Origin of the sequence: Micromonospora zamorensis (assembly GCF_900090275.1) — a bacterium.
Classification (GTDB): domain Bacteria; phylum Actinomycetota; class Actinomycetes; order Mycobacteriales; family Micromonosporaceae; genus Micromonospora; species Micromonospora zamorensis.
The window spans coordinates 5,596,488-5,616,272 of record NZ_LT607755.1 but is presented as its reverse complement, the minus strand read 5'-3'; the positions used below and the strand labels follow the sequence as shown (position 1 = coordinate 5,616,272).

Here is a 19,785-nt window from a genome sequence, read left to right as displayed (position 1 = left end):
ATGCTCGCCACCCGCGGTCTGACCTGGCGGATCGGTGAGGTCGCCATCGTCGACAGCGTCTACCTCGACCTCGCGCCCGGGGAGTTCCTGGGCGTGATCGGGCCGAACGGCGCCGGCAAGACCTCACTGTTCAACCTGATCACTGGCCTGCGCCGGGCCACGGAGGGCCGGATAGTTCTGGACGGTCAGGACATCGGGGCGCTCCCGCCGCACCGGCGGGCCCGCCTCGGACTGGGCCGTACCTTCCAGGCGTCCTCGGTCTTCGGCTCGCTCAGCGTGCGGGAGAACGTCCGGCTCGCCGTGCAGGCGCACCGCGGGGGCTCGATGGCACTGTGGCGGCGGGCGGCGGCCGACCGGGAGGTCGCCGCCGCCGCCGACGCGGCGCTCGACCGGGTCGGTCTCGCCCACCGGGGTACGGCACTCGCCGGCACCCTGGCCCACGGCGAGAAGCGCAAGTTGGAGATCGCCCTGCTGCTCGCCGGTGAACCGCGGGTGATGCTGCTGGACGAACCGATGGCCGGCGTCAGCGCCGAGGACATCCCCGAACTGGTGGCCGTCATCAAGTCGCTGACCGGCGACAGCGGCCGGGCGGTGCTGATGGTCGAGCACCACATGGACGTCATCCTGGAGCTGGCCGACCGGATCGCCGTCATGCACCACGGCGCGCTGCTGGCCTGCGACACGCCGGAGACGGTGATGGCGAACCCCACGGTGCAAGAGGCCTACCTGGGGGAGTCGCTGTGAGCGCGAGGAGTGAGCCGGGTTTGCGAGCCTCGCAGTCGCGAACGGAGGCGGGCCTGATGGAACCAGTTCTCACTGTGGAGGACCTGTCGGTCCGGATCTCCGGGCTGCACATCCTCCAGGGGGTGTCCTTCGCGGTCGCCCCGACCGGCGTGACCGTCCTGCTCGGTCGCAACGGCGTCGGCAAGACCACCACGTTGCGCGCGATCGTCGGCCTCACCCCGCCCGCCGGGGAGGTCCGCGGCACCATCCGGATGGGTGCGCAGAACCTGCTGGCCCAGCGCACGCACCGGCTGGTCCGCGGTGGGCTCGGCTACGTGCCCGAGGACCGCTGCGTGTTCGCCGGCCTCACCGTCGCCGAGAACCTGCGGCTCGCCGAGCGGCGCGGCACCAGCCCGGCGTACGACAAGGTTTTCGCGCTCTTCCCGGAGCTGGACCGGCGCGGACGGCAACGGGCGGGCTCGCTCTCCGGTGGGCAGCAGCAGATGCTCGCGATCGGGCGGGTGCTGCTCAACGACAACCGGCTGCTGCTGGTCGACGAGCCGACCAAGGGGTTGGCGCCGAAGGTGGTGACCGAGGTGGCCGAAGTGTTGGAACGGGTCGCGGAGTCGGTGCCGGTGCTGCTCGTCGAGCAGAACCTGGCCGTCGTACGCCGACTGGCCCGCGATGCGGTGGTGCTGGCCGCCGGCAAGGTGGCCTGGACCGGCGACGCCCGTGAACTGTTGTTGGAGACGGCGCTGACGAAGTCGTTGCTGGGTGTCGGCTCGGCGGAGGTGTCCCACTGATGGGGACCGTGATTCTGTTGGCGTTGACCGGGCTGGGCCTGGCGGCGCTGTACTTCCTGGTCGCGTCGGGCCTGTCCCTGGTCTTCGGTCTGGCCGACGTGCTCAACTTCGCCCACGGGCTGTTCCTCGGCGTGGGCGCGTACGGCACCTGGTGGGCGGCGGGCAACCTGCCGGGCGCGGGCTCCGACGGATTCGGCTTCGTGCTCGCTGTCGCCTTCGGGGTGGCCGCCGGCACGCTGGTCGCGATCCTGGTCGAGCTGGTGCTGATCCGCCCGCTCTACTCCCGCACCATCGAGCAGGTGCTGGTGACCGTCGGCCTGTCCCTGGCCGGGGTGGCGTTGTTGCAGGCCACCTGGGGTGCGGACGCACGCCCGTTCCCGCGTCCCGACTGGACTCGGCAGGTGACCGGGATCCTCGGCGCGCAGGTGCCCAACGGCGGCCTGCTGCTGATCATCGCGGCGGTGCTGGTGCTCGGCGCGATCCTGGCGTTCCTGCGCTGGACAAGGTACGGCCTGGTGATCCGGGCCGGGGTGGAGAACCGGGAGATGGTGACCGCCCTCGGCATCGACGTCCGCAAGGCGTTCACGCTGGTCTTCGCGATCGGTGGGGCGGCCGCCGCGCTCGCCGGTGCGCTCGGCGGGGTCTACTTCGGCACCGTCTCGCCCGGTCAGGGCAGCTCGCTGCTGATCTTCGCGTTCATCGTGGTGGTGATCGGCGGGATGGGCTCGGTGGTCGGCTCCGCGTACGCGGCGGTCGTGGTCGGTCTGGTGCAGCAGTTCGTCAACTACTACGGCACGTCCGGGCTGGGCGACATCTGCGTGGTCGGGCTGCTGGCCGTGGTGCTGCTGCTGCGCCCGCAGGGCATCGCCGGAAAGGTGGCAACGGCATGACGGTGATCGACGCGCCTCCCGCGCAGGTGCCCGACGAGTTGACCCCGCAGCGGGGGCGGTGGCACCGGGTCCGCCCGTTCCTGCCGCTGGTCGCGCTGGTCGTGCTGGCGATCCTGCCGTACTCGACGATCTCCCTGCCGGGGATCTTCGAGGGACCGGTCAACTCGCCCGGCACCCTGCAACTGCTCGCGATCTGCCTGATCTTCGGCGGTCTGGCGGCCGGGTACGACCTGCTCTTCGGCCGGACCGGCATGCTCTCCTTCGGGCACGCGCTGTACTTCGCGGCCGGTGTGTACGGCACCGACATCCTCATCACCCGGGCCGGTCTGCCGCTGTGGCAGGCGGCGTTGCTGACCATCACCGGCGGGACGATCCTCGCCGCGCTGCTCGGCGCGGTGGCGCTGCGCACCGTGGGCATCGCGTTCGCCATGGTCACGTTGGCCTTCGCCCAGGTCGGCGCGATCCTGGTGGCCCGGGACTTCGGTGGGCTCACCGGTGGCGAGGAAGGTCTGCCGCTGGACGTGTCCGGGCTGCCCGCCGGGCTGGTGGGGGTGACGAACACTGTCAACCTGTACTGGCTGGCGCTCGCGTACCTGACGCTGGTGGTCTTCGTGGTGCACCGGGTGAGCGGTTCCCCGACCGGTCGGGTGCTCGCCGGGCTGCGTGACGACGAGCGGCGGATCGGTGTGCTCGGGCTGGACCCGTACCGCTACAAGCTGGTGGCGTTCACCCTCGCCGGCGGGCTGGCGTCGGCGGGCGGGGTGGTCTACGTCCTCATCGTCGGCGGCGCGTCGCCGCACATCACGTCCTCCGAGCTGACCCTGTCGCTGCTGGTCATGGTGGTGCTAGGCGGACCGGGCACCCGGTGGGGGCCGGTGCTCGGCGGTGTCCTCTACATGTACCTGGACCACCGGCTCACCGCGTTCGGCACGAGCGACGCGGTGGACAACCTGCCGGCTGTCCTCAGCCACCCGCTGAGCCAGCCGCTGTTCGTCCTGGGCACGGTCTTCATCCTGGCCGTCTACTTCTTCCCAGGAGGCCTGACGAGCCTGGCCCCCCGCCTGTCCCACCTAACCCGCACCCTCCGCCCCCCAAGCTGACCCCAACCCCAACCCCCCACCCCAACCCCCAACCCCCCTTCTGACCCCGTCGATCATGAAGTTATAGCCACGACACGCCGCGGCGGATGGCGATAACTTCATGATCGACGGGGTGTTGTCGCGGAGGGGAGGCTGGGGAGATGGACTCTCGGGTTGCTGTTGTCAGTGGGGGCGGGACCGGGATCGGGGCCGCCGTGGCGGAGGCGCTCGTTCGGGACGGGTACGACGTTCTGATCGTCGGGCGGCGCACGGACGTGCTGTCGGCCGCCGCCGAACGGATCTCCGCCGAATGTGGTCGGGCCGACGCCGTCAACGCGGTCACCGCCGACCTGACCGACCCGGAGCAGCTCGACCGGGTGCTCGCGGCGGTCGGCGGTCGGCCGGTCGACGTGGTGGTCAACAACGCCGGCGGCTATCTGGGCGGGGACACCGGCACCCTGGCCGGGACCGCCGCACACTGGCGGGCCAACCTGGACGCCAACGTGCTCACCGCCGTACTGCTGACCGAGGCGTTGCGGCCGGCACTGCGTCGCCCCGGCGGGCGGGTGATCCTGGTCAGCTCGATCGCCGCCCAGCGCGGCGGCGGCGGGGCGTACTCGGCGGCGAAGGCGGCCCTGCACGGCTGGGCGTACGACCTGGCGGCTCAGCTCGGCCCGGACCAGATCACGGTCAACGTGGTGAGCCCCGGCTATGTCGCCGAGACCGAGTTCTTCGGCGACCGGATGACCGCCGAGGGGCACGCGAAGCGGGTCGCGGCGACCCTGGTCGGGCGGGCCGGCCTGCCGGACGACATCGCCGAGGCCGTCCGCTATCTCGCCAGCCCGGCCGCCGGTTACGTCACCGGTCAGGTCCTCGGCGTCAACGGGGGCTCGGTCCTCGGTCGCTGATGCACGCGCGCGCCCATGAACGACGGAAGGGCGGCGGCCCCCCGTGTGGCCGCCGCCCTCGTGCGTCGTGGGTCAGCCGTTCAGCATCTCGTAGGCCATCGCCGGCGCCTTCGTCGCGGCGGAACCGGTCGGCACGCTGATCTTCGGCGAGGTGCCGTAGTCGGCGTAGGTGACGACGTAGTCGTACGCCTTCGCCTTGCCGGCGGCCGGGATCTTCAGCGTCAGCGAGGTCAGGTGCTTGTCCGGGTCGACAACTGCGGTGAACGGCACCGACTTGGCAGCTTCGCCGAGCGCTGCCGCCTCGCCCTCCTCCAGCACCTGGGCCGCGTTGCCAGTGCTCACGTCGACGACCCCGGCGTACTGCCCGGGGCTCTGCTCCTTGACGGAGGTGGCCGCCTCGATGAGCGGGCCGGCGTTGCCCTGGTCCGCACCGTCGTAGGCCGGGATGGTGTCGCTCTCGGCCAGCTTCGTGCGGTCCAGCTTCATCCACTTGTCCGGGAACTTCGGCAGGCCCGGCTGGCCGCTGAACTTCGCCTTCAGCCAGACCTCCTCACCGATGAGCAGGAACGACATCTTCGTGGTGATGCCATCGGAGCCCGGTGCGCCAGTGGTGTTGATCTCGACAGCCTTCGAAGCCGGGTCGACCCGTCCGCTGTGCGTGCTGGAGGAGTCCTTGCCGCTGAACTTGAACGTCCCCTCGGTGCCGTCCGGGACGGCGTCGAGGAGCGCCTGCTTCGGGTCGACGGTCGGGCTGGCGCTCGGGCCGTTCTGCGGTGCCGAGGCCGGTTCGCTCTTGGGCCCGCACCCAACCACCAGGGTGGTCGTGGCCAGCATGGCGGTGACCGCGCCCACCGTCCGTCGGATGGTGCTCGCGCTGCCCGTTGCCTGTGTCATCACATTTCTCTTTCTCGCTGCTTGGCTTGTGCCGATGACCATGTTGCCGCCGGGCACGGCGGTACGGCTGCCGATATGCTGCCGTCCGGCTGCCGGGCACTGCCGTCCGGCGATCGTCGGGGGTGTCAGGAGCGGAAATTCGCATGTCAGGAGCGCTGCGTTTCGAGATCCTCGGGCCCCAGCGGGCCTGGTTCGCCGACCGTGAAATCGACCTCGGTCCCGGCAAGCAGCGTGCGGTGCTGGCCGTGCTGCTGCTCTCCACGGGTCGTCCGGTGGCCACCGGGCAGATCGTCGAGGCGGTCTGGCCGGACGATCCGCCCGCGAACGGCCCCAACGTGGTGCAGAAGTACGTCGCCGGGCTGCGCCGGGTGCTGGAGCCGGACCGGTCGCCGCGTACACCGGGGCAGGTGCTCAGCCTGACCGACGCCGGCTATCTGCTGCGGGTGGATCCCGAGGCGGTGGACGCGGTCCGTTTCGAGCGGGGCGTCCAAGCCGCCCGGCGTCGGCACGAGTCCGGCGGTACGGAGCAGGCGCTCGCCGAGCTGACCGCCGCTCTGGACCTCTGGCACGGGGAGCCGTTCACCGGCTTCTCCGGTGCGGTGTTCGAGGCTGCCCGGCACCGCCTGGTGGAGTTGCGGGCCGTCGCCCTGGAGACCGGCGCGGAGCTGAAACTGGACAGCGGGCGGCACCGCGAGCTGGTCGGCGAGTTGGTCGAGTTGGTGGCCGAGTTCCCGGTCCGGGAGCGGCTGCGCCACCAGTACATGCTGGCGCTCTACCGCAGCGGACGGCAGGCCGAGGCGTTGGCCGCTTACCGGGATATCGACAGCCTGCTCCGGGAGGAATACGGCATCGGGCCCGGCGAGGCGTTACGCGAGTTGCACGGTCGGATCCTGCGCGCCGACCCGACCCTCACCGCCGGCGTCCCGGAAACAGGGTGGCCAGCTTCGGCTTCCGCCGCGCGGCAGGCGGAGAACAGGGTGCCGGCGCACCCGTCCGCCGACTCACATCCGGCTGCCCCGGCCGCACCGCCCTCCGCGCCACCGCCCGCCCAGGCCGTCCCGGCCCAGGCGTCGACCCCACCGCCCCAGGCGCCCCCACCGCCCCGGGCCTCTGGCCCATCGCCCCAGGCGACCCCACCGCCCCGGGCCTCGGGCCCATCGCCCCAAGCGTCGGGCCCGCTGCCCCAGGCGGCCGTCCCGCCGTACGCGGATCTGCCCTCGCCGCTGTACCCCGCTCTGGCCGGCCTGCCCGCCGGACAGCCGTCCCCGTTCGCGGTCGACCAGCCGCGCCGGGAGCGGCACCCGCTGCCGACGTGGGTGAGCGCCACCGCCACCGTCCTCGGCAGCCTCCTGCCGCTCCTGTCGTTCGGCACCGGGACCTGGCTGGTGATGCTGGTGTACGCGGTGCGGCGGCGCAGTCGATGGCTTGGCCTCGCGGCCGTCGGCTACCTTCTCGACGCGACACTGATGGTCGTCATGATGGCCACCGACGACCTCGAGCAGGAGGACTCGGCGGGGGAGGCCTTCCTCTGGCTCGGCGTGCTCTGCCTCTGCTGGCTGGTGGGCACCGCGCACGTCGTCCTGCTCAACCGCTGGGTCTGGGAACGCATCACCGGACGGCCACGCGTGGCGCAGGCCCGCGAAGAAGATCGCCGGATTCGCCGCGAACAGGCACGCAACCTGCTGCACCGCTATCCCTCGGCGCGTCTGGAGTTCGCGATCGGCCGCCCCGACCTGCCCCGCGCCTTCGACGACGGCGGGCTCGTGGACATCAACGCCGTACCCGACCACGTGCTCGCCACACTGCCCGGGCTCACCGACGCGCAACGCCGGCAGGTGGCGATGGACCGGTGGGTACGCGGCCCGTACGCGTCGATGGAGGAGTTGGCCGCGCGCTGCCCGCTGCCTCTCGCGGTTGTCGACGGTCTCCGCGGCGTCCTGCTGTTCCTGCCGCCGCCCGTCCTGCCGACGGACACGCCGGCGGCAGTGGAGGCGGGGCCCACTGTGCCCCGCTGATCGTGGGGGTTATCCGACTTGGGCTGGTAGAAATGCCGGGTGGAGACAGCAGAGCGGGCGGCAATCCGGGAGCGGGCCGAGGCGGTGCTGCGCCGGCTGGCCGGTGACCACGCCCGTCTGCGTGAGGACCAGTGGCGGGCCATCGAGGCGCTGGTCGTCGACCGGCGACGGGTGCTCTGTGTGCAGCGGACCGGTTGGGGCAAGTCGGCGGTCTACTTCGTGGCCACCGCCCTGCTGCGCGAGCGCGGGGAGCACGGCCCGACCGTCATCGTGTCGCCGCTGCTGGCGCTGATGCGTAACCAGGTCGAGGCGGCGGCCCGGGCGGGCATCAAGGCCCGCACGATCAACTCGGCGAACCTCGACGAGTGGGACGAGATCACCGCGGAGATCCAGACCGGTGCCGTGGACGTGCTGCTGATCAGCCCGGAACGGCTCAACAACCCGGACTTCCGCGACGGGGTGCTGCCGAAGCTGGCCGCCACCACCGGGCTGCTGGTGGTCGACGAGGCACACTGCGTTTCCGACTGGGGGCACGACTTCCGGCCGGACTACCGGCGGCTGCGCACCTTCCTCGCCGAGCTGCCCGAGCGCACCCCGGTGCTGGCGACCACCGCCACCGCCAACTCCCGGGTCACCCAGGACGTGGCGGAGCAGTTGGGCGACGCCCTCATCCTGCGCGGCACCCTGGATCGCGAGTCGTTGCGCCTCGGGGTCCTCGACCTGCCCAGCCCGGCACACCGGCTGGCCTGGCTCGCCGACCACCTCGATCAGCTCCCCGGCTCGGGCATCGTCTACACGCTGACCGTCGCGGCAGCGGGGGAGACGGCCGAGTTCCTGCGGTCCCGGGGTTACCCGGTGGCGTCGTACACCGGGCAGGCCGAAGACGCCGACCGGCGCGCCGCCGAGCAGGACCTGCTCGACAACAAGATCAAGGCGTTGGTCGCCACCAGCGCCCTCGGCATGGGCTTCGACAAGCCTGACCTGGGCTTCGTCGTCCACCTCGGCGCGCCGCCCTCGCCGATCGCGTACTACCAGCAGGTCGGCCGCGCCGGCCGCGCCGTCGAGCACGCCGAGGTGCTGCTGCTGCCCGGCGTCGAGGACGCCGCCATCTGGCGATACTTCGCCTCGCTGGCGTTCCCACCGGAGCAGCAGGTGCGCGCCGTGCTGGCCGCCCTGCACCCCGACCGCCCGCTCTCCACCCAGGCCCTCGAACCGCTCGTCGACCTGCGCCGTACCCGCTTGGAGCTGATGCTCAAGGTGCTCGACGTGGACGGCGCGGTCCGCCGGGTGCGCGGTGGATGGCTCGCCACCGGCGAGCCCTGGGTCTACGACGAGGCCCGGTTGCGCCGCGTCGCCGAGGCACGCACCGTCGAGCAACAGGCCATGCGGGAGTACGCGACCACGTCCGACTGCCGGATGCGGTATCTACGGGAACGCCTGGACGACACCGGGGCGACCGACTGCGGCCGGTGCGACAGGTGCGCCGACCCGCTCTTCTCCGCCGACGTGTCGACAGCCGCGCTCGCCGCCGCGCAGACCTTCCTCGGCCGCCCCGGCGTGGAGATCGCCCCGAAGAAGCTCTGGCCGACCGGGTTGGACGCGGTGGGCGTACCCCTCAAGGGCCGGATCGCCCCCGCGGAGCAGGCGTTGCCGGGCCGTGCCGTCGGGCGCCTCTCGGACCTCGGTTGGGGTGGCCGGTTGCGTGATCTCGTCGGCCCGGAGGCGCCGGACGCGCCGGTGCCCGACGACGTCGTCGGCGCGGTGGTGGAGGTGTTGAAGGCGTGGGCGCACGGCGACGACCCGTGGCCCCGCCGGCCGGTGGGGGTGGTCGCGGTCGGTTCGCGGCGACGGCCCCGACTGGTCGGGTCGCTCGCCGAGCGGATCGCCGCCGTGGGCCGGCTGCCGCTGCTCGGCGAGGTCGTCCCGGCCGGTCCGGGCGGTCCGACCGGGCCGCGCGGCAACAGCGCCCAACGGGTACGCGCGCTGCACGACACCTTCACCGTGCCGACCGACCTGGCGGACGCCCTGACGGGCCTGGACGGCCCGGTGCTGCTCGTCGACGACCTGATCGACTCGGGTTGGACGATGACGCTGGTGGCTCGGGCCCTGCGCCGGGCCGGCGCGCCCGACGTGCTCCCGCTCGCCCTCGCCGTCGCCGGCTGACCCGCCGGGCGCGGGGCGGGTGGGAAAGTTCCCGGGCGGCGTCGAATGCGACCGTCGCCACGCCGTCCGGGCGTCGGCCTGGGCCGCCCCGACGCGGCGGTACCGTGGGCGGTATGACCGACCAGCAGCCCGTCACCCGCGCCCACGACGTCACGGGTAGGACCGCCGTCGCCGAGGCGGGCCACGTGCTGGGTGTCGGCGGTGCCTGACCAGGTCTCCGCCGCGCCGGACCGGAGCACGCTCCGGCTGGCGCTGGTGGTCGGTGGGCTGGTGCTGGCGGTGCTGCTCGGTTTCGGCCTCGGCCGGATGAACACGACAGGCACCGCCACCGGCAGCCCGTCGTTGGCCGCCGATCACACCGACCCACCGGGGACCGGGCCGCACAACCACGGCAGCGCCGCGAGCACCGATCAGGGCACGGCCACCGAACCGGGCGGTCTGGCGGTCAGCTCAGCCGGGTTCACCCTGGCGCCCCTGACGACCGAGTTCGCGGCCGGCAGGCCCGGTCAGCTCCGCTTCCAGGTGCGCGACGTGCAGCGCCGGCCCGTCACCCGCTTCGCCGTCGTGCACGACAAGCCGATGCACCTCATCGTCGTCCGCCGGGACCTGACCGGTTACCAGCACCTGCACCCGACCATGGCGGCGGACGGCACCTGGTCGGTGCCGTTGACCCTCGCGCAGTCCGGGGTCTGGCGCGCGTACGCCGATTTCACCGTCGTCGCCGACAACGGCGCGCAGACCGCGGTGACCCTCGGCGCGGACCTGGTCGTGCCCGGTGACTACCAGCCCCGTTCGCTGCCGGGTCCGGCCACCTCGACGACGGTGGACCAGTTCACGGTCGGCTACCAGGGCATCCCGCAGGCGGGGGCGACAGTGCCGCTGACGTTCCGGGTCGACGGTGCTGGCGGCGCCGCCCCTCTGGAGCGGTACCTCGGGGCGTACGGGCATCTGGTGGCGTTGCGCGAGGGCGACCTCGGCTACCTGCACGTGCACCCGGAACCAGAGCTGGTGGACGGCCAGATCAAGTTCTGGCTGACCACCCCCGGCCCCGGCCGCTACCGCCTGTACCTGGACTTCCAGGTAGGGACCGAAGTCCACACCGCCGAGTTCACCCTCACGGTCCCCTAATCCCACCCGGCGCCCGACCCCGACCCGACCCTGTTGATCATGAAGTTATTGCCATGCCCTGCGGCGTGTCGCGGCAATAACTTCATGATCAACGCGGGGCTGCGGGGTGCGTGGGGCGTGGGGGGTTAGCCGGCTCGGCGGATGGGGCGGCGGGCCAGGTAGCGGAGCAGGTCGCGGATGTGGTGCTTCTCCTCGGCGGGGACCGTCGGGTCGGCCAGCCGGTCCAGGATGGCGCGGACGTCGGCTTCGACGGGGCCGTCGTCATGGCGTCGACGGGGGGTGGGGCCGGCGTCGGGCAGCCCGAGCGCGCGGAACGCGGCAGCGACCGGTAGGTCCAGTGCGGCGCAGAAGCCGCGCACCTTGGCCAGCTCGGGATAATCCTGCCAGTCACCCGCCAACCAGCGGAACACGGTGGAGCGTCCCACGCCCGTGTGCGAGGCAAGATCGGTCACGGTCCAGCCACGTTCGTCACGAGCGTCATCGATGGCGCGCCGGACGAAGCGGGCGAAGGCCATCTGCGGTGATACCTCGGCTGATCCCATCCCTGTGTGTCTTTCCCCCTGCCGCAGCACCGGGACGATGCGCCTTTCCGAGGGTAGTACGCCCACAGCCGGAAACAATTGACTGACCGCACAATCTGTCCCGTGGACGAGACTTTTCCGCGACAGCATGATGCCGACCGAAAATTGCATCAAGCGATCACTATCGTTCTTCCACTAAGCTCGGTGCCCGTCCCGGCATGGTCTCGTCTGCCGCGTCCGACCGCACCACCGCCCGAGGAGCACCATGGCCGAACCGAGCCGCCCCCAGCCGTACCAGCCCGGTGCGGTGAGCCTGTTCTTCGTTGCCAAGGCCGGCGTCTTCGCTGCCGCGTTCTGGATCTGGCTGCTGGTTCTGGTGCTCCGCACCAGTTCCGCGACCGGTCTCCAGGTGCTAGCCGCCACCGGCGCGATCACCACCACGCTGGTCGCGGTCGTGCTGGGTGCCCGGATGGCGTTGCAGCACAGCGCTGCCATTCGGCACGCCGAGACCAAGAAGCTGCTGGTGGACATCTCCTGGAACGCCTTCGCCGCCGCCGGCAACGCCGAGAGCGCGGGCAAGGTCGTGCCCTTCCCGACCGTCCTGGGCGACGGTGAGCGGGCCACTCAGCGCAACGGCGGCGACCGGATATCGGTCCTCGACCGTGGCGCCGGTGAGCGCAACGGTGCCCGGGACCGCAGTGGCGGCAGCGATCGCCGTCGCTAGGCGGCGGTTTCCTCGGCGGCGGAGAGCAGGGTCTCCAGTCGGGGTGTGACCTGCCACTGGTCCACCAGTTCGCGGTACTCCGCGTTCTGCTGTTCGCTGGCCTCGCTACCGGTGCGGCGGGCACGGATCAGCAGGTTGCGTGGCGTGTGCTGGGAGTCGACGAACTCCACCACCTCGGCCCGGTACCCGTGCACCCGCAACAACCCGGCGCGCAGTGCGTCGGTGAGCACGTCGGCGAACCGCTCGCGCAGGATGCCCTGCCGGGTCAGCAGCTCGTACGGTGCCGGGGTGGGGTGGGCGCGGAGCTGCTTCGCCAGGTCGTGGTGGCAGCACGGCGCGGCCAGCACCCAGCGGGCCTCCCAGCGCACTGCGCGGGCCAACGCCTCGTCCGTGGCGGTGTCGCAGGCGTGCAGCGCCAGCACCAGGTCGGGTGCGGGGTCGACGACGGCGTCGGCGATCGTGCCGGCGACGAAGCTGATCTGGTCGGCCCAGCCCAGCCGCTGCGCCAGCTCGGTGTTGCGTCGCCGCTGGTCCTCCCGGACGTCCACGCCGATCAGTTGGACGTCGAGCCCTCGACTTGCCAGGTAGCGGTACGCGGCGAACGTGAGGTACGCGTTGCCGCAGCCCAGATCGACCACCCGCAGCGAACCGGTCAGATCGTCGGGCAGGGTCGCGGCCAGGGCACGCAGGAACGCGTCCACCTGGCGGCGTTTGGCCGCCGAGCCGCCGATCTCGGCGAAGATCGGGTCACCGGGGTCGAGCAGGTATTCCTTCGCCCGGTCGTTCCCGCTCGGTGTGGCCGCCGGGCGGGACGTCGCGGCGCGGTGCACCTGCGCCTCGCCGGACTTGGTCACCCGGAGTTGGAGCGTCGCGTCGGCCGTCTCCACGTGCCAGTTGCCGAACGGTTCGGCCAGCAGCTCGTCGATCGCCTGGATCGCCTCCGGACCGGGGGCGACGTTGCGGGTGTACGGGCGCGTGCCGTCGGAGGTGGCGATCTGCAGTCGCGGGCCGGCCTTGAGCCGTACCGGCCGCAGTTCGGCCCGAGCCACCACGGGATGGCGCCCACGGCGTCGTCCGGCGGCGACCGCCCGGGTCAGCGCGGGGTCGAGCAGCAGCGCCCGAACCTCGGTCAGGGCAACATCCAGTGGTTCCGGCATCGTTCCATCTTCGGCAGGTGGGGTGGGAAGGGAACATCCCCCGTACCGCGCGAGGCGGTGCGGGGGATGTCAGGTGTGGCTGTGGGTCAGTCCGCGGTCGCCTCGGCCGGCGTACCCGCACCGGAACCGCCACCGCGGCGGCGCCGGCGGCGGCGCGGCTTCGACGGTTCGCCGTCGGACGCGGCGGCCGGCTCGGCGTCACTGCCAGGATCGGCGGAGATCACCGCGGTCGGCTCGCCCACGACCGTCTCGCCGGCCCGGCGGCGACGCCGGCGGCGCGGGGTACGGGTGCCTTCGTCGGTGGTGTCGCCAGCCTCGGCGATCGCCGGTGCCTCGGCCTCGGCCGCTGCCGGCGTGCCGGCGTCGGAGCGGTCGCGGCGGCTGTCGCCCCGACCACGGCGCTCCCCTCGCCCCTCGCCACGGCTCTCACCGCGTCGGGGGCTCCGGCCGCCACCGCTGTCGCCCCGACGGGAGCGCGTCGTCCCGCCCAGGTCCTCTTCGATCTCGGCGGACAGCCCGGCGCGGGTGCGCTCGGCCGTCGGCAGGGTGCCGCTGACCTCGGTCGGGATGTGCAGGTCGGTGTAGAGGTGCGGCGACGTGTGGTACGTCTCCGGCGGCTCCGGCATCTCCAGACCCAGGGTCTTGTCGATGATCCGCCAGCGCGGCATGTCGTCCCAGTCGACGAAGGTCACCGCGACACCCGTCGCGCCGGCCCGGCCGGTCCGACCGATCCGGTGGGTGTAGGTGTCCTGGTCTTCGGGGCAGTCGTAGTTGATGACGTGGGTGACGCCGGTGACGTCCAGCCCTCGGGCCGCCACGTCGGTGGCGACCAGAATGTCGATCTTGCCGGCCCGGAAGGCCCGCAGCGCCCGCTCGCGGGCACCCTGGCCGAGGTCACCGTGCACCGCGGCGACCGCGAACCCGCGGAAGTCGAGGTCCTCGGCGACGCGGTCGGCGGCCCGCTTGGTGCGGGTGAAGATCATGGTCAGCCCACGCCCCTCCGCCTGGAGGATGCGCGCCACCACCTCGACCTTGTTCATCGAGTGGGTGCGGTAGACCAGCTGCTGGGTCTGCGGCGACGGACCGGTCTCGGCGGTGTGCCCGGCGTGGATCGTCATCGGCTGGCGCAGGAAGCGCCGGGACAGGGTGACGATCGGGTCCGGCATGGTGGCCGAGAAGAGCATCGTCTGCCGGTCTTCCGGAAGCATCGCGAGGATCTTCTCGACGTCGTCGAGGAAGCCCAGGTCGAGCATCCGGTCGGCCTCGTCGAGGACGAGCGCGTGCACCCGGTCCAGACGGAGGTGCTTCTGCTTCTGGAGGTCCATCAGCCGGCCCGGGGTGCCGACCAGGATCTCGACGCCCTTGCGCAGCGCGTCGATCTGCGGCTCGTACGCGACGCCGCCGTAGATCGGCAGCACCCGGACGCCCCGCGTCCGGCCGGCGGCGGCCAGGTCCTTGGCGACCTGGATGCCCAGCTCACGGGTGGGGACGACGACCAGCGCCTGGGGGACGCCGTCGCTGCCCTCGCCCGGCGCGAAGACGCGATCCAGCAGGGGCACGCCGAAGCCGAGGGTCTTGCCGGTGCCGGTGGGCGCTTGACCGATCAGGTCGACTCCGCGCAGCGCGATCGGGATCGCGTATTCCTGGATGGCGAAGGCGCGGGTGATGCCCGCCGCGGCCAGGGCCTCGACGGTCTCGGCGCGGGCGCCGAGTGCGGCGAACGTGGGGGCCTCCGGTCGAACCGGGGCAGTGGGGGCCAGTTCCTGGCCGTCCATCAAATCTTGAGTCAGGTCGCTCATGTGGATGTGGGGGTGCCCTCTCGTGGGTGCGCCCGTCATGTCCTCAGGGCGCGTTCGGTATGACGCGGGCCACACGGTCGGCGGCAGATTGCCGAGCCGGACCGGGCCGCACGCGCGCCGCGGGCTGAGCTTCGATCAGATCGGCGCCCACGGCAACTGCTCCATGCTACCTGAACAGGGATGCGCCCGTCCCGATTCCCACCCGGCCACTCGTCACGCGGGGCAAGTAATTGTGACCTACGTCACGTCGATCCGCCTCGTGGGATGCCCGTTGGCCTGCGCTCGTGTCCACGCCGAGCATCCCCGGTCCCGCGCTGGAAGAACCGGACCGGGCGGCTGGCCGGCTCTCCATGTGAGGGCGGCGGCTGGTCGGCGAGGCGTTGTCCCAGGCGAGCCCGTTTCGCCGCCGAGCGGGTCGCAATCACCGCGCTGATCGCGCGGGGCGACCGGGTCGACGTGCCGGGGCTGTTCGGCAGGCTCACCGCCGCGCACACAGCGCGGATGGCCGCCGCCGGGCTGAACAACTGACCGCCCGGGAAGCCGGTGCCGGCCTGCGGCAGGTGGGCCGATGCCGACCTGCCGCGATGGCCGGACCGGTCAGCGGACGGTGAAACCGACCGCCCGGGACGACGCCTCGGCGATCTCGACGTAGGCGACCTTCTCGACCGGCACGATGACCCGTCGGCCCTTCTCGTCGGTCAGGGAGAGCGTGCCGCCGTTACCGGCGAAGGCGTCGGTCACGATCTGCTCGATCTCGGCCGGCGACTGCGCGCTGTCTACTACCAGCTCACGCGGCGCGTACTGCACGCCGATCTTGACCTCCACTGTGCCTCCTCAACTGGGGCGAAAGAACCGCCCTGCGAAGGCTATCCGATCACGGGGTCGGCGGTCAGGCTGACTCACCTTGCAGCGGGAAGCTCGCGATGCCCCGCCACGACAGCGCGGCCACCAGCGCCTCGGCCTCGGCCTTCGGCACCTGCCGGCCACCGGCCAGCCAGAACTGCGCGGCCGTCTCCGCGGCACCGACCAGCCCGGAGGCGAGCAGCTCGGCGTGCGACCGGCTCACGCCGGTGTCCGAGATGATGGTGTCGGTGATCGCCGCGATGCAGCCCTGCTCGACCCGCTCCACCCGTTGCCGCACCGCCGGGTCGTTGCGCAGGTCCGACTCGAAGACGAGCCGGAACGCCTCGCTCTCGTGGTCGACGAAGTCGAAGTACGCCCGCACCGACGCGCTGACCCGTTCCTTGTTGTCGCTGGTGCCGTGCATCGCGTCCTGCACCTGAGCGACGATGGCGTCACAGTGCGTGTCGAGCAGCGCCAGGTAGAGATCCATCTTTCCGGGAAAGTGTTGGTAGAGCACGGGCTTCGAAACCCCGGCCCGCTCGGCGATGTCGTCCATCGCGGCGGCGTGGTAACCCTGTGCGACGAACACCTCCTGCGCCGCAGCGAGAAGCTGCTTACGACGCGCGGAGCGGGGCAGACGGGTGGGTCGTCCAGCGGTCTGTGCACCGTTGCCCGCAGCGGTCATGGGTTCCTCCGAGTTCTCCGTACGAGCCGGCATTTTCCCCCCAGACCGGGCGAGGCCCGCGACCACCGTCGTGGAAATGGCCCGCCGCTGTAACTTATCGCCACTCTCGGCACACGGTAGCCTCAGCGGGGGCGACCAAGGAGCGCGCGGTGAGTGAAACAGGTCAACCCGGAGCCGCTACCCCGGGAGAGCACGGTGACGGAGCGGGTCAGCACGACGACCCGACCCGTTCCGTCAGCGGGTGGGCACCCCCGGCGGGTGGGTGGCCGCGAGCCGCCGACCACGAGGATGCCCGGGAACAGGCGCCGCGTTGGCAGCCGGACCCCGCGTCCGGCTGGCGCACCTCCTCCACCAGGCATGGCGACCTGCCGTCGCCGCTGGCCGGGCTGCCGGGTGACCTCGATCCGCCGACCCGGGTCAACGGCCATAACGCCAACGGTGTGCACCATCCCGATGACGCCAACGGCGTCCGTCGCCCCGGCCTCGAACCGACAGTGGGACGTCCCACGCCGGTGAGCGCACCCCCCGGGCTGCCCGTCGAGGGCCGGCCCGAGCCGGCCAGCGACCGACTGGTGGTGCCTGCCCAACGTCCCGCCCCGCGTGTGGAGCAGGGGGTCGACGAGCCCGACCGCTCCGCCGCCGATCCGGCCGCCGCCCACCGCGCCCGCTGGGCCGAGCCCGGCCTGCCCACCTCCGCGCCGCCTGCGGTCCAGGTGCCGCCCGTCGGCACCGCCGCGTCGGGTTTCGAGGTGCCGCCCGGCTTCCACGCGCCCAACGCCGAGCGGCTGGCCGCCGAGGACCCACCGGCCGCCGGGTCACGCGACCGGCGGGACCCGCTCGCTCCGGAGCACCAGGCAGCACCGGGACGCACCTCGGGGCCGGCCGGGCCCGCCGACGCGACCGAGCCGGCTCGCGCCGCCGAAGGCCCCCGCCCGGGTGACGCGCACCGGGCCGGGGAATCGTCGGCCATCGAGCCGGACTGGTCGGGGCCGAGCTGGAACCGCCCGAGTTGGGGCGGTGGCTGGGCGCCGCCCTGGTCCCGTCCGGACGACGAGCCGGCTGGTCCGCCGACCACCGACGAGTCCGCGCCGGGTTGGGTCGCCGAGCCCATCCAGCCGTACGAGCCGGTGCGGGCCGGGTCACCCCGCCCGTACGAGCCGGTCCGCGCCGAGCCGCCCCGCGGGTACGACCCCGTCCGGAGCGACGTCGCGTCCGAGGCGGCGCCGGAGCGCCCGGCCGAACCGACCAGCGGGCCGCCGGCCGGCCGGCCGACCTGGGCAGCCCCGCCCGCTGTCCCGCCCACCGATCGCCCGCTCCGGGCTGTCGACCCGGACCAGCCCCCGACCGGCGAGCCGGGCGTGCCGTCGTCAGGCACGCCGCCGCTGGTCCCGCCGGGCACGCCGCCACCGGCCGTGGAGCGCCCGGCCTGGGCAGGCGGCCCGACGCCGACCAGCGGTCCGCCGGCCAACCGGCCGTCCTGGGCCGGGTCCGGCGCCAGCCGTACGCCCCGGATCGACCGGCCGTCCTGGGCTGGCGGTGCGGCCGATCCCGAGCCCACCAGTGGCCCGCCGGCGCGGCCGTCCTGGGCCGGGGGTTCCGACGCGGCCTCGACCGGTACGCCGTCGGTCCGCCCGTCGTGGGCTGGCGGTGCCGCCGAGTCCGAGCCGACCAGTGCGCCGCCGGCGCGGCCGTCCTGGGCTGCCAGCCCGGCATCGGCCGACGCGCCACCGCCAGCGCCCGCCGGGCCACCTCCCGCACTGGCCGAGGCGCCACCGGCTCCGGCGGGCCCGCCCCTGGTCGCCGAGCGCCCCACCTGGGCTGGCGGGCCGCCCACCAGCCCGGTGAGCACCGCGCCGGAAGAACGGCCGGACTGGTCCGAGGGCCGCATCCCCGCCACCCCCGTCGACCGTCCCTCGTGGGGGGCGATCCAGTCGTCCATGCCCCGTGGGGGTGACGACGGCGAGGCCCCGGGCATGCCACGGCCCGAGATCCGACCAGCCACCGCGCCATTCCGGCTCCGCCCGGCGACGCCAGACCTGCCCGGCCCGTCTCCCGTCGACTCGCACCGCCCGGCCGCGCCGACCAACGCCCCGTCACCCGGCGACCTCACGTCGTCCTCGACGGGCTCGACTCCGCCCCCTGCCACGAACGGGTCCGAGCCCCACGACCGGCCAGGACCCGTGTCCGCCTCCCCCTATGCGGCTCGCCGATCCGCACCCGACCCGACGTCGTCGTCCGAACCGGCCGACGACGCCCGGCAGTCGGACCCGAAAGCGGTGGTGCTGCCGCAGCGCGTCCCCGCAGAACCGGACGTGCCCGTCGTGCCGGAGCCGCCAGCTGTGGAGCCACCCGCCGAAACTCCGGAACTCGCCCGCATCGCCACCCACCTTCGTCGGGACGACGAGCCAGCCCCGTTGCGGGAGCGCCCCGAGGGGTTCGACGTCAACGCGATCCTGGACGCCGTCCGCGAGGTGGCCGGTGTCCGCGACGCTGCGCTGCGTCGTACCCCGGCGGGAGCGCACAGTCTCCGGCTCGACCTGGCCGACGGCGCCGACCCGGCGGAGGTGAGCCGGCAGGTGGCCCGGCTGCTTCAGGATCGGATGGGGCTGGCCGCCGCCCCGCAGAACGTGCCCGGTCTGCCCAGCACGCCGCCCCCGCCGGTTCGCCGTCGCGTTGCCGAACCCCGGGCCGCCGAACGGCGTACCCCGGAGCAGAGCGTGACCGTACGCGATGCCGCCGCCGAAGCGCGTACCGGTGAGGTGCGGGCGGTCGAGACGCCGACGAGCGGTCGTCCGTCGGGTGCTCGGGTGGAGGCCATGCCGGCAGGCATTGAGCAGAGGCCCGCCACCGACATCTCGCGCCGCCGCCGGTCGAACGCCCCACACCGGGGTCGCGCCACGGTAGAGGAGCCGGGATCGGTCTCGGCCGCGCCGGCCGGTGGCGCGACCGGGAGCCCGGCGACGCTCGGCACGTCGTACTCCGGTGGTCAGGTGACCACGACGGAGTCGGCGCCGTCCCGACCGCTGGACACCGGCGGCACGCCGGGGCCCCGGGTGGTGATCGACCACGTGCAGGTCAGCACCTTCGGCCTGGACGCGAACGTGGAGGTCCGGCTGCTGGCCGGGGGCGACAGCGCCTCCGGGTACGCGACCGGGCCGGCGGTGGACGGCTACGTGCTGCGGCTCTGCGCGGTCGCGGCCGCCGCCGCGGTGGACGAGTTGCTGCGCGGCGCCGAGAACGCCGAGCGGGGGCGCTGCTTCGTCGAGCACGCGGCGGTGGTGCCGTTCGGCAACTGCGAGGTGGCCACCGTGGTGGCACTGCTCGTCTGTGAGGGCTGGGTCGAGCAGCTCGCAGGCTCGGCTCTGGTCGCCGGTGATCCCCGGCAGGCGGTGGTCCGGGCGACCCTCGCGGCGGTGAACCGTCGGCTGGAGGCGCTGCTGTCCTGAGTGGTCC

General features: G+C 72.9%; 16 protein-coding genes. 10 read left to right on the top strand and 6 right to left on the bottom strand.

Annotated features, from left to right (window positions below; translation table 11 throughout):
- The 5 genes from GA0070619_RS25015 to GA0070619_RS24995 all read left to right on the top strand — a co-directional run bounded on the left by GA0070619_RS25015 (position 1) and on the right by GA0070619_RS24995 (position 4,403).
- The gene (locus GA0070619_RS25015; protein ID WP_088950298.1) at positions 1-744 is read left to right on the top strand and encodes an ABC transporter ATP-binding protein; all 744 of its coding nucleotides are present in this window, start codon (positions 1-3) and stop codon (positions 742-744) included.
- A gap of 56 nt (positions 745-800) precedes the next feature.
- Positions 801-1,526: an ABC transporter ATP-binding protein gene (locus GA0070619_RS25010; protein ID WP_172862113.1), complete on the top strand. Its 726-nt coding sequence runs from the start codon at positions 801-803 to the stop codon at positions 1,524-1,526.
- The gene (locus GA0070619_RS25005) at positions 1,526-2,416 is read left to right on the top strand and encodes a branched-chain amino acid ABC transporter permease (protein ID WP_088950297.1); all 891 of its coding nucleotides are present in this window, start codon (positions 1,526-1,528) and stop codon (positions 2,414-2,416) included. The genes GA0070619_RS25010 and GA0070619_RS25005 overlap by 1 nt, the downstream gene beginning before the upstream one ends.
- Complete coding sequence (locus tag GA0070619_RS25000; protein WP_088950296.1) at positions 2,413-3,516, top strand: branched-chain amino acid ABC transporter permease; 1,104 nt, start codon at positions 2,413-2,415, stop codon at positions 3,514-3,516. Before GA0070619_RS25005 ends, GA0070619_RS25000 begins: the two co-directional genes overlap by 4 nt.
- A 140-nt stretch (positions 3,517-3,656) precedes the next feature.
- The gene (locus GA0070619_RS24995) at positions 3,657-4,403 is read left to right on the top strand and encodes an SDR family NAD(P)-dependent oxidoreductase (RefSeq protein WP_088950295.1); all 747 of its coding nucleotides are present in this window, start codon (positions 3,657-3,659) and stop codon (positions 4,401-4,403) included.
- Between the two features lie 72 nt (positions 4,404-4,475).
- Here the strand turns inward: GA0070619_RS24995 and GA0070619_RS24990 are convergent, their stop codons facing one another.
- Positions 4,476-5,297 (bottom strand): hypothetical protein, encoded by an 822-nt coding sequence (locus tag GA0070619_RS24990; RefSeq protein WP_088950294.1) that lies wholly within the window; start codon positions 5,295-5,297, stop codon positions 4,476-4,478.
- Positions 5,298-5,440: 143 nt separating this feature from the next.
- Between GA0070619_RS24990 and GA0070619_RS32565 the strand changes: the two genes are divergently transcribed.
- The 3 genes from GA0070619_RS32565 to GA0070619_RS24975 all read left to right on the top strand — a co-directional run bounded on the left by GA0070619_RS32565 (position 5,441) and on the right by GA0070619_RS24975 (position 10,603).
- Complete coding sequence (locus tag GA0070619_RS32565) at positions 5,441-7,312, top strand: AfsR/SARP family transcriptional regulator (RefSeq protein ID WP_157744081.1); 1,872 nt, start codon at positions 5,441-5,443, stop codon at positions 7,310-7,312.
- Positions 7,313-7,351: 39 nt separating this feature from the next.
- A complete protein-coding gene (locus GA0070619_RS24980) occupies positions 7,352-9,475 on the top strand; it encodes a RecQ family ATP-dependent DNA helicase (protein WP_088950293.1) in 2,124 nt (707 codons plus the stop codon).
- A gap of 201 nt (positions 9,476-9,676) precedes the next feature.
- The gene (locus GA0070619_RS24975; protein ID WP_088952032.1) at positions 9,677-10,603 is read left to right on the top strand and encodes a hypothetical protein; all 927 of its coding nucleotides are present in this window, start codon (positions 9,677-9,679) and stop codon (positions 10,601-10,603) included.
- A gap of 125 nt (positions 10,604-10,728) precedes the next feature.
- Here GA0070619_RS24975 and GA0070619_RS24970 read toward each other — a convergent pair whose 3' ends face one another.
- Positions 10,729-11,145, bottom strand: a complete 417-nt coding sequence (locus tag GA0070619_RS24970) for a helix-turn-helix domain-containing protein (RefSeq protein ID WP_088950292.1) — start codon at positions 11,143-11,145, stop codon at positions 10,729-10,731.
- A 244-nt stretch (positions 11,146-11,389) separates the two neighbouring features.
- On the opposite strand from GA0070619_RS24970, the gene GA0070619_RS24965 reads away from it, so the two are divergent.
- Positions 11,390-11,848 (top strand): hypothetical protein, encoded by a 459-nt coding sequence (locus GA0070619_RS24965; RefSeq protein ID WP_088950291.1) that lies wholly within the window; start codon positions 11,390-11,392, stop codon positions 11,846-11,848.
- Here the strand turns inward: GA0070619_RS24965 and GA0070619_RS24960 are convergent.
- From GA0070619_RS24960 to GA0070619_RS24945, 4 genes are all read right to left on the bottom strand, one after another.
- Entirely contained in the window at positions 11,845-13,005 is a 1,161-nt protein-coding gene (locus GA0070619_RS24960; protein WP_088950290.1) for a class I SAM-dependent methyltransferase, read from the bottom strand. The genes GA0070619_RS24965 and GA0070619_RS24960 overlap by 4 nt on opposite strands.
- Before the next feature lie 86 nt (positions 13,006-13,091).
- The gene (locus GA0070619_RS24955) at positions 13,092-14,804 is read right to left on the bottom strand and encodes a DEAD/DEAH box helicase (protein ID WP_088950289.1); all 1,713 of its coding nucleotides are present in this window, start codon (positions 14,802-14,804) and stop codon (positions 13,092-13,094) included.
- A gap of 597 nt (positions 14,805-15,401) precedes the next feature.
- The gene (locus GA0070619_RS24950) at positions 15,402-15,629 is read right to left on the bottom strand and encodes a DUF3107 domain-containing protein (RefSeq protein ID WP_088950288.1); all 228 of its coding nucleotides are present in this window, start codon (positions 15,627-15,629) and stop codon (positions 15,402-15,404) included.
- A 64-nt stretch (positions 15,630-15,693) separates the two neighbouring features.
- Complete coding sequence (locus GA0070619_RS24945; RefSeq protein WP_088950287.1) at positions 15,694-16,332, bottom strand: TetR/AcrR family transcriptional regulator; 639 nt, start codon at positions 16,330-16,332, stop codon at positions 15,694-15,696.
- A gap of 1,382 nt (positions 16,333-17,714) precedes the next feature.
- Between GA0070619_RS24945 and GA0070619_RS34175 the strand changes: the two genes are divergently transcribed.
- Complete coding sequence (locus tag GA0070619_RS34175; RefSeq protein ID WP_414855645.1) at positions 17,715-19,778, top strand: hypothetical protein; 2,064 nt, start codon at positions 17,715-17,717, stop codon at positions 19,776-19,778.
- Positions 19,779-19,785 lie beyond the last annotated feature (7 nt).